The organism is Pseudomonas sp. P65(2024), assembly GCF_057480955.1.
The window spans coordinates 430,824-443,681 of sequence record NZ_JBLIYX010000003.1 but is presented as its reverse complement, the minus strand read 5'-3'; the positions used below and the strand labels follow the sequence as shown (position 1 = coordinate 443,681).

Sequence of the window (12,858 nt, the reverse complement as noted above, 5' to 3'; positions counted from 1 at the left end):
AAAGGCCATCACGGCATCTTTTGCCTGCTTAACTCAAGCGGGCTGCCAGGCAGGCGGCACCGCACTTCAGGGATGGCTGCACAAGCCGGCTGCCAACAGCCGCTCGCACCGGGCACGCCAGTACATCCGCCCGTCTACCTGCCTCTCCCCTTTTCCTCCGCCCGCCTGCGCAAGCGTTGGTTACGGTATTTCATTCATTGAATGCAACGGAGGCAATCATGTCTGTATCGCTGACCGCACCGTCGGAAGGCCTGTTCCCGGTGTCCTACCTCATTGGAACCAATGCTCCTGGCGCCCCGCGCCTGCAGCTCGACCTGTTGGTCTACACGCCAGATCGCAGCGTCAACGGCCACGCGCTGATCACCCAGACCACCACAACCCACCGCTGGAGCTGGCGCTGGATGCCTGGGGCACCTACAGCTACCTCACCGTGCAACCGCCCAGCGAAGGCAAGATCCTGCTGACGGTGCGTGGCAACCAGGGCGGCCCGCACGCCAATTCGCCGGAGCAGTTCGAACTGCGCGCATTGCTCGACCTGGACTGGCAGAAAGGCACGGCCAGCTACCGTTACTACAACGGCCAGCGTTGGATCGAAGTGGACAACGTACCCGTCGTGCTTGAACTCAAACGCATCCAGACACTGGCGAACGTCGACCTCACGACCGAACTGCACAACGCCACCCTGGAGGCAGTGATCGCCACCGGTGACGTCGCGCAACTCAAGCAACTGGCCAGCGGCGCCGTGGGCAAAGCCCTGGACCAAGCCCTCGCCTCGACCAAGAGCCCGGCCACCAAGGCCGCCAAGAAAGCCTGAGCAGACAAGGAGAATCAGCATGTCCTTCGGACTTTTTCATACCCGCCTGAATGTCAGCAACGGGCTGCTCGGCGCCCCTATCCTGACCCTCGACCTGCTGGTGAATACCGTGCAGAAGAAGGTCACCGGCAGGGCCTCCATCATCCAGACCACGCACCCGGTCCAGGTGTTCCAGGCCAAGGTGTGGGGCGGCTACAGCGAGCTGCCGTTCGCGCCCGCTGGTAGCCCGTCGATCGTCCTGCACCTGGATGGCAGCCCAAGCGGCCCGCTCAGCCAGATCGCCCAGACCTTCCATCTGCAGGGCCTGCTTGACCAGGGCTGGAACGCCGGCACCGCCAGCTACCGTTACTTCATCAACGGCCACTGGGTCGACCAGCATGGTCGCGTGCGCAAGGCGCCGGACATCACCCACCAGGACCAGCCGCAACCCGCGGAGCGCCTGAAGGCTGCGATCAAGCACCTGGAAAGCGTCTGACCTGAACGGATCGCGGGGCCAGCCCGCTCCCACCTGAATGCGTGGGAGCGGGCTGGCCCCGCGATCATCGGTCAGGCCATGAAGCTGTAAACGATCGCCGACAGCGTGATCAGCCCGATCACTACTACGAACACATTCGACAGCTTGCCCGAGTGCTGGCGCAACGCCGGTACCTTCTGCACCGCATACATCGGCATCAGGAACAGCAAGCAGGCGATCACCGGCCCACCCAGGCTCTCGATCAGCCCGAGGATGCTCGGGTTCAGGGTCGCCACCGCCCAGCAGGTCAGCAGCATGAACAACGCCGTGACGCGCTCCAGACGCTTGGCCGGCCAGGTCTTGCCGCGTCCGCGCAGGCTCTTGACGATCATGCCCTGGAAGCCCTCGCTGGCGCCGATGTAGTGGCCTAGGAACGACTTGGTGATCGCCACCAGCGCGATCAGCGGCGCGACGAAGGCAATCACCGGGGTCTGGAAGTGGTTGGCCAGGTACGACAGGATCGAAATGTTCTGCGCCTTGGCCGCGGCCAGGTCGCCCGGGCTCAGCGCCAGCACGCAGCTGAAGCAGAAGAACATCACCGTCAGCACCATCATCACGTGAGCGGTGGCCAGGGTGCGGCCGCTCTTGCGGTCGGCGTCAACACCATAACGGTGCTTCTGGTCGACGGCGAACGCCGAGATGATCGGCGAGTGGTTGAACGAGAACACCATCACCGGGATCGCCAGCCACAGGGTCAGCAGTAGCTTGGAGGCGCTGATGCCTTCGTTGGCCTGGGCGAAGAATGCGCCGTTCCAGTTGGGAATCAGGCTCAGGGCCAGCAACAGCAACGAGGCGACGAAGGGATACACCAGCAGGCTCATGGCCTTGACGATGATCTGCTGACCGCAGCGCACCACGATCATCAGCCCGCAGATCAGCAGCAAGGCCAGCAGCGCCCGTGGCGGCGCGCCGATGTGCAGCTGGTGTTCGAAGAAGCTGGTCAGGGTGTTGGTCAGCGCCACGCTGTAGACCAGCAGGATCGGGAAGATCGCGAAGAAGTACAGCAAGGTGATGAGCTTGCCGGCACCGACGCCGAAGTGCTCCTCCACCACCTCGGTGATGTCCTCGTTGCCGCCCTTGCGCCCGGACAGCACGAAGCGAGTCAGCGCCCGGTGGGCGAAGAAGGTCATGGGGAACGCCAGCAGCGCCAGGATCAGCAGCGGCCAGAAACCGCCGACCCCGGCATTGATCGGCAGGAACAGGGTGCCGGCGCCGATCGCCGTGCCATACAGGCCCAGGGCCCAGGTGGTGTCGTGGCGGTTCCAGGTGGTCGAGCCGCTGGTCGAAGCCAGGGCAGCCGAATCCGCACGAACGCTCGCGGTGCTTTGTACATCAGTCATTGGGTATCGCCTTGTAGTTGTTTTTGTCGCAGGTACAGCGGGTGTTGCAGGTTCAATCAGGATTGTGGGAACAGCCCGCTCTCACGAAGCCGTCCCGCCCAGGAAAGCGCTTGTGTGTCAGCACTCGACGAACGCGACGGCCAGGCCGCCGCGGGAGGTTTCCTTGTAGTTGGCGTGCATGTCCGCGCCAGTGTCACGCATGGTGCGAATCACCCGATCGAGGGAGATGAAATGCTCGCCGTCACCGCGCAGGGCCATCTGCACGGCGTTGATTGCCTTCACCGCGGCGATCGCGTTGCGCTCGATGCAGGGGATCTGCACCAGCCCGCCAACCGGGTCGCAGGTCAGTCCGAGGTTGTGTTCAAGGGCGATCTCGGCCGCGTTCTCCAGCTGCGGCGGCGTGGCACCAAGTACCTCGGCCAGGCCTGCGGCGGCCATCGAACAGGCCGAGCCCACCTCGCCCTGGCAGCCCACTTCGGCACCGGAAATCGAGGCGTTCTTCTTGCACAGGATGCCCACCGCGGCGGCGGCCAGGAGGAACGCCACCACGTCGTCGTCACAGGCGCCGGGATTGAACTTCATGTAGTAGTGCAGCACCGCCGGAATGATCCCGGCCGCGCCGTTGGTGGGCGCGGTGACCATGCGCCCGCCGGCGGCGTTCTCTTCGTTGACCGCCAGGGCGAACAGGTTGACCCACTCCATGGCGCTGAGGGTCGAACCGATCACGTTGGGCTTGCCGACCTCCTGCAAGCTGCGGTGCAGGCGCGCCGCCCGGCGCTTGACCTTCAGCCCGCCCGGGAGGATGCCTTCGTTGCGCAGACCGTTGTCGACGCACTCGCCCATGGCCGCCCAGATCTTCAGCAGGCCTTCGCGCACCTCGCTTTGCGGACGCCAGGCGCATTCGTTGGCCAGCATCAACTGGCTGACACTCAGGTTGTGGGCCTTGCACAGGGCCAGCAACTCGGCGCCGCTGGAGAATTCGTAAGGCAAGGCGACCTGGCTGGCACCGTCCTGCGGGGCGTCGATCTCGCTTGCCTCGACAATGAAGCCGCCACCCACGGAAAAGTAGGTCTGGCTGAACTGGCTGCCCTGCCCGTCGAAGCTCTCCAGGGTCATCGCGTTGGGGTGATAGGCCAGGCTCTCGTCGAGCAGGCGCATGTCACGGCTGTACTGGAACTCGATCGGCTGGCTGCCATCGAGCATCAGGCACCGCTCCTGCATCAGTTGGTCGATGCGTGGCTCGATACTGTGGGGATCAATGCGATCCGGCCACTGGCCCATCAACCCCAGCAGGCAGGCACGGTCCGTGGCGTGACCGACACCGGTGGCCGACAGCGAGCCGTAGAGACGCACCTCGACCCGCCGCACCTGGGCCAGCAGGCCGCGCTCACGCAAGGCCTGGGCGAAGGTCGCCGCCGCGCGCATGGGGCCGACGGTGTGGGAGCTGGATGGGCCGATGCCAATCTTGAAAAGGTCGAAAACACTGATAGCCATGCTAATGCCTGGCCGTGACAACCGTTTACGATGTGCCACGGCTCTCTGGAAAATTTGAGCGTTATTGCCAAGTTGCGCGATACTGCCGCGCTCATGCCAGCTTGACCAACGAAACTTCCTACACAAGCCTTTAGCAGGACTAAACGATGAAAGGCCCACTCAACGGCCAGGTGTTCGTCTGGCTGCACGTGTTCTCCTGTGCGGCGCGGCACCTGTCGTTCACCCGCTGCGCCGAGGAGCTGCACATCACCCCCGGCGCGGTCAGCCAGCAGATGCGCCAGCTCGAGGAGCGCCTGGGCTTTCGCCTGTTCCTGCGCCGCGCCCGCGGCGTCGAGCTGTCGGCCGAAGGCCAGCGCCTGGCGCAGACCGTGGCCGAGGCCTACGGCAGCATCGAGGCCGAGCTGCTGCGCCTGGATGCCGGCGAAATCCGCGGCACCCTGCGCCTGCGCTCGATCCCGTCGTTCCTGGCCAAGTGGCTGACACCGCGCCTGCCGCGCTTCCAGCAGCGCTACCCGGATATCGAACTGCGCCTGGTGGCCGAGGACAGCAACCAGGCGTTGCACCCGGAAGACTTCGACCTGGCTATCGACCTCAATGACGGCAGCTACCCGGGCATGCTCTCCACCCCGCTGCTGGATGAGCAGATCTTCCCGGTCTGCTCACCTGCCCTGCTGCGCGGCCGCCCGCCCCTGCACGGGCCGGCGGACCTGGCTCACTACCCGCTGCTGCACGACATCACCGCCTGGCGTGGCAGCTCGGAGTACGCCGAATGGGAGTTCTACCTTGACGGTATCGGCGCTGGCGGGCTGGATGTGCGTCGTGGGCACACCTTCAACCGCAACCACCTGACCATCGAAGCGGCCATTGCCGGTGTCGGCGTGGCCATCGCCCGACGCACCCTGCTCAACGACGAGCTGGAGCGCGGCGCGCTGATCGTGCCGTTCGGGGTGCCGATCGCCAACCACAAGCGCTATGTACTGCTGTATCCGCCGGGCGGGCTGAGCCAGCCTGGCGCGCGGGCGGTGCATGACTGGTTGGTGGAAGAAGCGTTGGGATTCCGCGCCCTGCATCCCTTGGCACTCCCGGGGTAATCGTCGACACGCGACAAATGCCAATGATTTTCATTGAGGTTTTTCCCTTCTGATTCGGAATCCCTAGTGAATGCCTTCACTCACTTGCGAATCGAAAGGACTCCAGCATGTCGCAACAGCGTGTCAGCCCGGTGCAGCAGCCGGCTGTGCCCCACTTCGACCTCAATCGCACCTTCACCGCCGTGCACATGGCCTTGCTCCTCGGCTTGGGCGGCGTGTCCATGGGCGTGACCGCGGCGCAGACCGTGGAGCAGGCCGAGGCAGTGGAAAAGACCCAACAGGGCCAGACCAATGGCAGCCTGGAGCTGACCGAGACCCGGGTCGAGGGCAACCTCGACGCCCCGAGCGCATTGCCCCCCGCCTATGCCGGCGGCCAGGTGGCCTCGGGCGGACGGGTCGGCCTGTTGGGCAACAAGGACTTCATGGAGACGCCGTTCAGCACCATCAGCTACACCGACCAATACATCCAGGACACCCAGGCGCAGACCATCACCGACGTGATTGCCGCGACCGATCCCGCCGTGTTCAGCAACGGCCTGAAGGGTACCTACAGCGAGAACTACTCGATCCGTGGCTTCAACTCCAACATCAGCGATGTGAGCATCGGCGGCCTGTACGGCATGGCGCCCTACTACCGGATCTCGCCGGAGATGTACGAGCGCATCGAAGTGCTCAAAGGGCCCTCCGCCCTGCTCAACGGCATGCCGCCGGGCGGCTCGGTGGCCGGCAGCATCAACCTGGTGCCCAAGCGCGCGGGTGCCGAATCTTTGACGCGGATCACCACCACCTACATGTCCGACGCACAGTTCGGCGGTCACCTCGACGTCGGCCGCCGCTTCGGTGAGCAGCAGCAGTTCGGCGTGCGCTTCAACAGCGTCTATCGCGACGGTGATACAGCAACCGACCATCAGCGGATGAAGGCCGAGCTCAATGCCCTGGGCCTCGACTGGCGCGGCGAGCGGGCGCGCCTGTCCGCCGACCTGTACGAAAGCGAGGACCGGGTCAGGGGCCAGAACCGCGGCATCGGCCTGGCCGCGGGCGTGCCGGTGCCCAGGCCGCCTAAGTCCGAGACCCTGCTCAACCCGGACTGGGGCTTCGTCCAGACCCGCGACAAGGGCGTGATCGTGCGCGGCGAATATGACCTCAACGACAACCTCACGGCCTATGCCGCGGCCGGCACCAGCAAGACCGACTATGCCTACAGCGGCACCATGCTCGCCGAAGTGTTCAACACCGCCGGGGATATGGAGACGAACATGGGCCAGTTGAAGATCGACCTGAAGAAGACCTCGGGAGAAGCCGGCGTGCGCGGCCATTTCGACACCTTCGGCGTGGGCCATCAGTGGTCGCTCAACGCCACGCACTACTCCGACAAGCAACGCGACTATGGCCGGCGCAACGTCCCGGGGGCCGAGTGGATCAACAATATCTACCACCCGGTCTGGGGACCGGAGGCCGCCAGGAGCTACCCAGCCATCGCCCATACCGAGTCGCGCCTGAGCAGCTACGGAGTGGCCGACACCCTGTCGTTCCTCGACGAGCGCCTGCAATTCACCCTGGGCGTGCGCCGCCAGCAGGTGCTGAGCGACAGTTTCAACGTCAGCACCGGCGCGCACACCACGCGCTACAACGAAAGCGCCACGACGCCGGCAGCGGCGGTGCTGATCAAGCTCACCGACGAAGTGTCGCTGTACGCCAACTACATCGAAGGCCTGAGCAAGGGTGCCATCGCCCCGATTACCGCGCCCAACGCAGGGCAGGTGTTCGCCCCCTACAAGTCCAAGCAGAGGGAAGTCGGCATCAAGCTCGACCTCGGCGACTTCGCCCACACCCTGAGCCTGTACCAGATCGAACGCCCCAGCAGCTTCACTGACCCGGTGACCAAAGTGTTCTCCTTCGGTGGCGAACAACGTAATCGCGGCCTCGAATGGAGCTTCTTCGGTACCCCGCTGAGCGATGTCCGCCTGATGGGCGGCGTGGCTCGCCTGGACCCCAAGGTGACCAAGGCCGAGAATCCCGCCGAGGAAGGCAAGACCGCCACCGGCCAGCCGAAACTGCAGGGCAAGCTGGGTGTGGAATGGGACACCCCGCTGCTCGATGGCCTGACCCTGACCGCCAATGCCACCGCCGTATCGAAGCAGTACATCAGCGACGATAACAGCCAGTCGATCCCCGGCTACACGATATATGACGTCGGTGCCCGCTACCGGTTGCAGGTGGCCGACCATCCTGTGACCTTCCGTGGCACGGTGGAGAACGTGACCAACAAGGCCTACTGGGGCATGCCGCTGCTCACCAGCCTGGGGCTGGGGGCGCCACGCACGGTGCAGGTCTCCGCCAGCATCGACTTCTGATCCTAGTCAGCCTTGCCCACCGGCATCGGCTGCCCCGCCAGGACACTGGCGGGCGTGACCACCTGCCCGAGGTCGATATGGCGAAAGTCCGGCTTGGCCCCCAACCGCGCATTGAAGCGCACGTTGAAGGTAAACGGGTCATCCGTCGGCATGTCCAGCGAACGGCCGTAGAGCGCGCTCACGGCCGTGCCGTCATAGCCCATCAGCTTGAGCAGCGTGGGGAACAGGTTGTAATGGCTGGAGGCGTTGCGGTTGGCCGGCAGGTGAGCCTGCCAGTCCAGCGTGCGCAGGCCCTCGCCCTGGATCACCACCAACGGCACCAGGCCTTCTTCGGGTACCGGATCGCTGTCGCAATGGGTGTTCAGGCCGGGGTTGCCGCGCTCATGCAAATCCTGGCCGTGATCTGAGGTATAGAGCACCACGGCCTGGCTGAGGTCGCCCTCGGCGAACAGCCGGCGGAAGAACTCGCCGACATTCCACAACACGGTGTTCTGGTAGGCATTGCGGTACAGCACCCAGTCCTGGGCCCGGCCATCGAAGCCATCGCGGGTGCCAGTGTCGGCGATATCGACGTAGCGCCCCCGTGGCAAGGCCGGCTGATACTTGAGGAAGTCGTCCGGGTACTTGTCGTGCACCGGGAAGTGGGCGCCGACCTTGTTCACCACGATCAGCTGCGGCTTGCCGTCCTTGAGCAGCGCCACCAGCCGCTCCAGCGCCGCCATGTCGCGTTGCACCACGGGGGTGTCGTCAAACTGGATGAACTGGTCGATATCGCGCTTCTCGGTCTCGGTCATCAGGTTCTGCAGGTTGCCGCCCGTGCGCTGGCCATCGATGTACACCGTTCCCAGGCCCGCGCGTTTGGCGTACTGCCAGATCGACGGCTGGGTCGAGTTGATGCGCAGGTAATCACCGCGGGTGCCACCGTAGCGCAGGGTGACGTTGGTGTCGGCGCTGCAGTTGGCGATGGACGCGGCATAGCCGAAGTTGACGATGGAAACGCCCGGCTGGGCCTGGGCCAGGTGGCTGGTGACCCCGGCCGGAGTGTTCAGGTCCAGGTAGTTACCCGAGATGCTCTCGTCGATCAGCAGCACGATATCCCGCGCCATCGCCGGCCCCGACTGGGCCAGACTCACTGGCTGGCGCGGCCCGACATGGTCGTGCAGGGTCTCGTAGCCGAACAGGCTCAGGTAGGCCAGCGGCGTGTACATCACCGGCAGACCCCGTGCGCCCTCGCCGGCGCGCACGAACAGGATGGCGATCAGTACCAGCAGGCCCAGCACCGGCGCCACGGGTGGCAACAACCTTGGCAACCACGGGGTCGGCCCCGGACGCAAGCCAAGGCCAAACAGCAGCAACAGCGCTCGCGCCGCGGCCAGGGTAATTGCGTAGTGGTATTGCTGCAGGGCCTCCTGGACGAAAGCGCCGGCATAGACCATGGACACGAATGCGCTATAGGTCAGATAGGCGTCGGTGATGCGGTTATAAGCGTCGAGAAAGATCGCGCTGATTGTAAACGCCAGCGCCAGCGCCCAGCGCAACCAGCCGGGGCGGGTGAACGCCGTCAGCAGCAGGGCCAGCGCCAACAGCGCGAACACCCCCAGGTACAGCACAAGGGGCAGGCCAATACCCAGCGCTTCTATGCGTTCGCGGTAATAGGCATGAAAGCTGGCCAGATAGACGAGCAACAGCAAGAGCTTGATCCATCCGCGCATGTTTCGGCCACTCCAGTCATGGAAATCTTCTCAAACCGTAGCAGCTGTGAAACAAACCACAACGCAAAAAAGTCAAAATTCCGACGACATACCGACACCGGAATCTGGCACCTAACGCAAGTTGCTGTTGATTCTCTCTATCGCCTGAAACCCGCTTATTCCGCTGCATTGAACCGTTCATCGGTTCATCGAACGGCCAATTGCCACTAGCTATGCGCGCTAACACACGGATTGGCAACGGGTTGGTGGCAGATCGCCCGTTTCACCAGGGTCTGTAAATTCGACGAAACATGCCATTGCTTTGACGCAATTCCACCGGGCTGAGCTATACCCAATTCACACCACTGTTTCATCTCCCTTACTCATCCATACGAGGCACCGCGCATGGACGTGAGCGTTTTTGGCACCGGTTATGTCGGACTGGTACAGGCAGCAGCCCTGGCGGACGTCGGTCACAGGGTCCTGTGCGTGGATGTCGATACCCACAAGATCAACCAGTTGCGCCAGGGCGTGCCGCCGATCAGCGAGCCGGGTCTGTCGGACCTGCTCGAGGACAACATCAGGGAAGGCCGCCTGCTGTTCAGCACCCAGGCCAGCGACGCGGTCAGCCACGCCGAGCTGATCTTCATCGCCGTCGGCACGCCGCCCGACGAGGACGGCTCGGCCGACCTCAGCCACGTGCTCAACGTCACCCGGCAGATCGCCGCGCTGATGGAGACCGACCATACCCTGATCATCAAGTCCACCGTGCCGGTGGGCACCGCCGATCAGGTCATGGCCCTGGCCCGCGACGAACTGCAGCGCCTGGGCAAAAGCCAGTTGCACGCGCGCGTGGTGTCCAACCCCGAGTTCCTCAAGGAAGGCAGCGCCCTGGCCGACTGCATGCGCCCGGACCGGATCATCGTCGGCACCCTCGACGAAGTGGCCCATGAGCAGCTGGCGGAACTGTACGCGCCGTTCTGCCGCAACCACGAAAAACTGATGTTCATGGACAACCGTAGCGCCGAGCTGACCAAGTACGCCGCCAACGCCATGCTCGCCACCCGCATCAGCTTCATGAACGAGCTGGCCAACCTCAGCGAACACCTGGGCGCCGATATCGAGGCGGTGCGGCGCGGCATCGGCTCCGACCCGCGCATCGGCTACCACTTCATCTATCCGGGCTGCGGTTTCGGCGGTTCATGCTTCCCCAAGGACATCAAGGCCCTGCTACACACCGCTGCCCACAGCGGCATGCCGTTGCGTCTGCTGCAAAGCGTCCACGAGGTCAACGATCAACAGCGGCGCATCCTGTTCGCCAAGCTCAAGCAGCGCCTGGCTGGCCTGGCCGGTAAATCCATTGCCCTGTGGGGCCTGGCCTTCAAGCCCAACACCGACGACATGCGCGAGGCCCCCAGCCGTTACCTGATGGAAGCCCTGTGGGCCGAAGGCGCCACGGTGCGCGCCTACGACCCCGAGGCCATGGATGAATGCCGGCGCCTGTACGGCTACCGGGACGACCTGCAACTGTGCGCCACCCGCGACGACACCTTGCAGGACGCCGACGCCCTGGTGATCTGCACCGAGTGGAAGAACTTCCGCGTGGTCGATTTTTCGATGCTGGCCAGCAAGCTGCGCGAGCGGGTGATCGTCGATGGCCGCAACCTGTACAACCCCGAGCAGGTCGCCGCCCACGGCCTGCACTACAGCGGCATCGGCCTGCGCCAAATCGCCCCGCAGGCGGACGCGCCATGAAGGTGCTGGTGACCGGCGCGGCCGGTTTCATCGGCGCCCACACCTGCCGCCAGCTGCTGCTCGAGGGGCACCAGGTGGTGGGCCTGGACAACTTCAACGACTACTACGAGCCGGCGCTCAAACACGCCCGCGTGCACTGGGTACGGCAGACTGTCGGCGACTTTCCGCTGCACTGCCTGGACCTGGGCGACCGCGACGGCATGGCCCGGCTGTTCGCCAGCGAGCGCCCGGAGGTGGTGGTGCACCTGGCGGCCCAGGCCGGCGTGCGCTACTCGCTGCAGAACCCTCAGGCCTACCTGGACAGCAACCTGGCCGGTTTTCTCAACATTCTCGAAGGTTGCCGCCGCCACCCGGTCAAGCACCTGCTGTACGCCTCCTCCAGCTCGGTCTATGGGGCCAACCAGCAGACGCCCTATCGGGTGGAGGACCCAGTGGACCACCCGCTGTCGCTGTATGCCGCCACCAAGAAGGCCAACGAGGCCATGGCCCACAGCTACAGCCACCTTTATGGCATTCCCTGCAGCGGCCTGCGCTTCTTCACCGTGTACGGCCCCTGGGGCCGCCCGGACATGTCGCCGATGCAGTTCGCCAAGGCGATCAGCGAAGGCCGGCCGATCCAGCTGTTCAACCATGGCCGTCACCAGCGCGACTTCACCTACATCGACGACATCGTCGAAAGCCTGGTGCGGCTGATCCCCCTGCCCCCGGTCGCCGACCCGCAGTGGGACGCGTTCGCCCCGGACCCGGCCAGCAGCCACGCGCCCTGGCGCCTGTACAACATCGGCGGGCAGCGCCCGGTGGAGCTGCTCGACTACCTGGCCCTGCTGGAAAAACACCTGCAGCGCAACGCGGTGATCGAGCTGCTGCCGCTGCAGCCAGGCGATGTGCTGGCCACCTGCGCCGACGCCAGCGCGCTGGCCAGGGTCACCGGTTTCACCCCACAGATAGGCCTTGATGAAGGGCTCGGGCGCTTTGTCGCCTGGTTCAAGAGCTACCACTCGCCCGCCGCCAGCGAAGCGGCGCCCCTGGGCGAGCAGCCAGATAAACGGAGGGCGGTATGACAGGGCAACCCAAGAGCGCGCAACTGCAGGCGCTGTATCAGGACAAACGCATGGATCCGGCGCACCGCCAGCGCATCGATGCCGCCATCCACATGCAGGGTCGTGGCTGGATCACCGGTCGCGCCGGAGGCCGGCCCTGGACGCTGTCGCGCACCAACCGCGTGCTGTCGTGCCTGGCCGCGCTGACCCTGCTGCTGCTGCTGTCGCCGGTGTTCCTGGTGCTGGCGCTGCTGATCAAGCTATCCAGCAAGGGTCCGGTGTTCTTCGTGCAGAAACGCACCGGCTACCGTGGCCGCGCCTTCGGCATGTACAAGTTCCGCACCATGGTGGCCAACGCCGAGGCGCTCAAGGACTCGCTGCGCCACCTGAACAAGCACGGCGCCGAATCCATCGATTTCAAGATCGACAAGGACCCGCGCATCACCTCGGTGGGCGGCTGGCTGCGGCGCAGCAGCCTGGACGAGCTGCCCAACCTGATCAACGTGGTCACCGGTGACATGCGCCTGGTCGGCCCGCGCCCCACGTCATTCAACGCCTACCGCTACCACGACAACCACCTGGCACGGCTGTCGATCTACCCGGGCATGACCGGCCTGTGGCAGATCTCCGGGCGCAGCAACATCGACTTCGACCAACGCGTAGAGCTGGACCTGAGCTACATCAACGAACAGAGCCTGATGCTGGACCTGAAGATCCTGCTCAAGACCCCGTTCAAAGTCTTCACTGGCCACGGAGCAAGCTGAG

At 64.7% G+C, this 12,858-nt stretch carries 11 protein-coding genes; 8 read left to right on the top strand and 3 right to left on the bottom strand.

Annotated elements, in window-relative coordinates; genetic code table 11:
* Positions 1–218: 218 nt before the first annotated feature.
* From AC25MA_RS07440 to AC25MA_RS07430, 3 genes are read left to right on the top strand one after another with little or no spacing between them, the layout of a single operon-like run.
* Positions 219–464 carry a DUF1842 domain-containing protein gene (locus tag AC25MA_RS07440; RefSeq protein WP_486971910.1) on the top strand — a complete coding sequence of 82 codons (246 nt, stop codon included), beginning with the start codon at positions 219–221 and terminating at the stop codon, positions 462–464.
* Entirely contained in the window at positions 431–814 is a 384-nt protein-coding gene (locus tag AC25MA_RS07435) for a DUF1842 domain-containing protein (protein ID WP_486971909.1), read from the top strand. Before AC25MA_RS07440 ends, AC25MA_RS07435 begins: the two co-directional genes overlap by 34 nt.
* 19 nt (positions 815–833) lie before the next feature.
* Positions 834–1,289, top strand: a complete 456-nt coding sequence (locus AC25MA_RS07430; protein WP_063630100.1) for a DUF1842 domain-containing protein — start codon at positions 834–836, stop codon at positions 1,287–1,289.
* A 71-nt stretch (positions 1,290–1,360) separates the two neighbouring features.
* Here the strand turns inward: AC25MA_RS07430 and AC25MA_RS07425 are convergent, their stop codons facing one another.
* Both AC25MA_RS07425 and AC25MA_RS07420 read right to left on the bottom strand, forming a co-directional pair.
* Positions 1,361–2,668, bottom strand: a complete 1,308-nt coding sequence (locus AC25MA_RS07425) for a serine/threonine transporter (RefSeq protein ID WP_028689484.1) — start codon at positions 2,666–2,668, stop codon at positions 1,361–1,363.
* A 117-nt stretch (positions 2,669–2,785) separates the two neighbouring features.
* Positions 2,786–4,162, bottom strand: coding sequence for an L-serine ammonia-lyase (locus tag AC25MA_RS07420; protein ID WP_069017670.1), 1,377 nt, complete (start codon positions 4,160–4,162; stop codon positions 2,786–2,788).
* A gap of 146 nt (positions 4,163–4,308) precedes the next feature.
* On the opposite strand from AC25MA_RS07420, the gene AC25MA_RS07415 reads away from it, so the two are divergent.
* Positions 4,309–5,253 (top strand): LysR substrate-binding domain-containing protein, encoded by a 945-nt coding sequence (locus AC25MA_RS07415; RefSeq protein ID WP_028689482.1) that lies wholly within the window; start codon positions 4,309–4,311, stop codon positions 5,251–5,253.
* 107 nt (positions 5,254–5,360) lie between these two features.
* On the top strand, positions 5,361–7,607 hold the full coding sequence (locus AC25MA_RS07410; RefSeq protein ID WP_486971908.1) for a TonB-dependent receptor: 2,247 nt from the start codon (positions 5,361–5,363) through the stop codon (positions 7,605–7,607).
* Between the two features lie 2 nt (positions 7,608–7,609).
* Here AC25MA_RS07410 and AC25MA_RS07405 read toward each other — a convergent pair whose 3' ends face one another.
* A complete protein-coding gene (locus tag AC25MA_RS07405) occupies positions 7,610–9,319 on the bottom strand; it encodes a sulfatase-like hydrolase/transferase (protein WP_028689480.1) in 1,710 nt (569 codons plus the stop codon).
* 384 nt (positions 9,320–9,703) lie between these two features.
* Here AC25MA_RS07405 and AC25MA_RS07400 point away from each other — a divergent pair, with 384 nt between their 5' ends.
* Genes AC25MA_RS07400 through AC25MA_RS07390 form a run of 3 tightly spaced genes read left to right on the top strand, consistent with a single transcriptional unit; the run spans position 9,704 to position 12,857 of the window.
* Positions 9,704–11,053: a UDP-glucose dehydrogenase family protein gene (locus AC25MA_RS07400; protein WP_028689479.1), complete on the top strand. Its 1,350-nt coding sequence runs from the start codon at positions 9,704–9,706 to the stop codon at positions 11,051–11,053.
* Positions 11,050–12,114 carry an NAD-dependent epimerase gene (locus AC25MA_RS07395; RefSeq protein WP_028689478.1) on the top strand — a complete coding sequence of 355 codons (1,065 nt, stop codon included), beginning with the start codon at positions 11,050–11,052 and terminating at the stop codon, positions 12,112–12,114. The genes AC25MA_RS07400 and AC25MA_RS07395 overlap by 4 nt, the downstream gene beginning before the upstream one ends.
* Positions 12,111–12,857 carry a sugar transferase gene (locus tag AC25MA_RS07390; RefSeq protein WP_028689477.1) on the top strand — a complete coding sequence of 249 codons (747 nt, stop codon included), beginning with the start codon at positions 12,111–12,113 and terminating at the stop codon, positions 12,855–12,857. Before AC25MA_RS07395 ends, AC25MA_RS07390 begins: the two co-directional genes overlap by 4 nt.
* Position 12,858: the final 1 nt, after the last annotated feature.

What these genes read in the sequence shown, in the direction of transcription:
- AC25MA_RS07430 (WP_063630100.1), top strand. Translation starts at nt 834, where the DNA reads ATGTCCTTCGGACTTTTTCATACCCGCCTGAATGTCAGCAACGGGCTG.
- AC25MA_RS07415 (WP_028689482.1), top strand. Translation starts at nt 4,309, where the DNA reads ATGAAAGGCCCACTCAACGGCCAGGTGTTCGTCTGGCTGCACGTGTTC.
- AC25MA_RS07390 (WP_028689477.1), top strand. Translation starts at nt 12,111, where the DNA reads ATGACAGGGCAACCCAAGAGCGCGCAACTGCAGGCGCTGTATCAGGAC.
- AC25MA_RS07400 (WP_028689479.1), top strand. Translation starts at nt 9,704, where the DNA reads ATGGACGTGAGCGTTTTTGGCACCGGTTATGTCGGACTGGTACAGGCA.
- AC25MA_RS07420 (WP_069017670.1), bottom strand. Translation starts at nt 4,162, where the DNA reads ATGGCTATCAGTGTTTTCGACCTTTTCAAGATTGGCATCGGCCCATCC.
- AC25MA_RS07395 (WP_028689478.1), top strand. Translation starts at nt 11,050, where the DNA reads ATGAAGGTGCTGGTGACCGGCGCGGCCGGTTTCATCGGCGCCCACACC.
- AC25MA_RS07425 (WP_028689484.1), bottom strand. Translation starts at nt 2,668, where the DNA reads ATGACTGATGTACAAAGCACCGCGAGCGTTCGTGCGGATTCGGCTGCC.
- AC25MA_RS07405 (WP_028689480.1), bottom strand. Translation starts at nt 9,319, where the DNA reads ATGCGCGGATGGATCAAGCTCTTGCTGTTGCTCGTCTATCTGGCCAGC.
- AC25MA_RS07440 (WP_486971910.1), top strand. Translation starts at nt 219, where the DNA reads ATGTCTGTATCGCTGACCGCACCGTCGGAAGGCCTGTTCCCGGTGTCC.
- AC25MA_RS07410 (WP_486971908.1), top strand. Translation starts at nt 5,361, where the DNA reads ATGTCGCAACAGCGTGTCAGCCCGGTGCAGCAGCCGGCTGTGCCCCAC.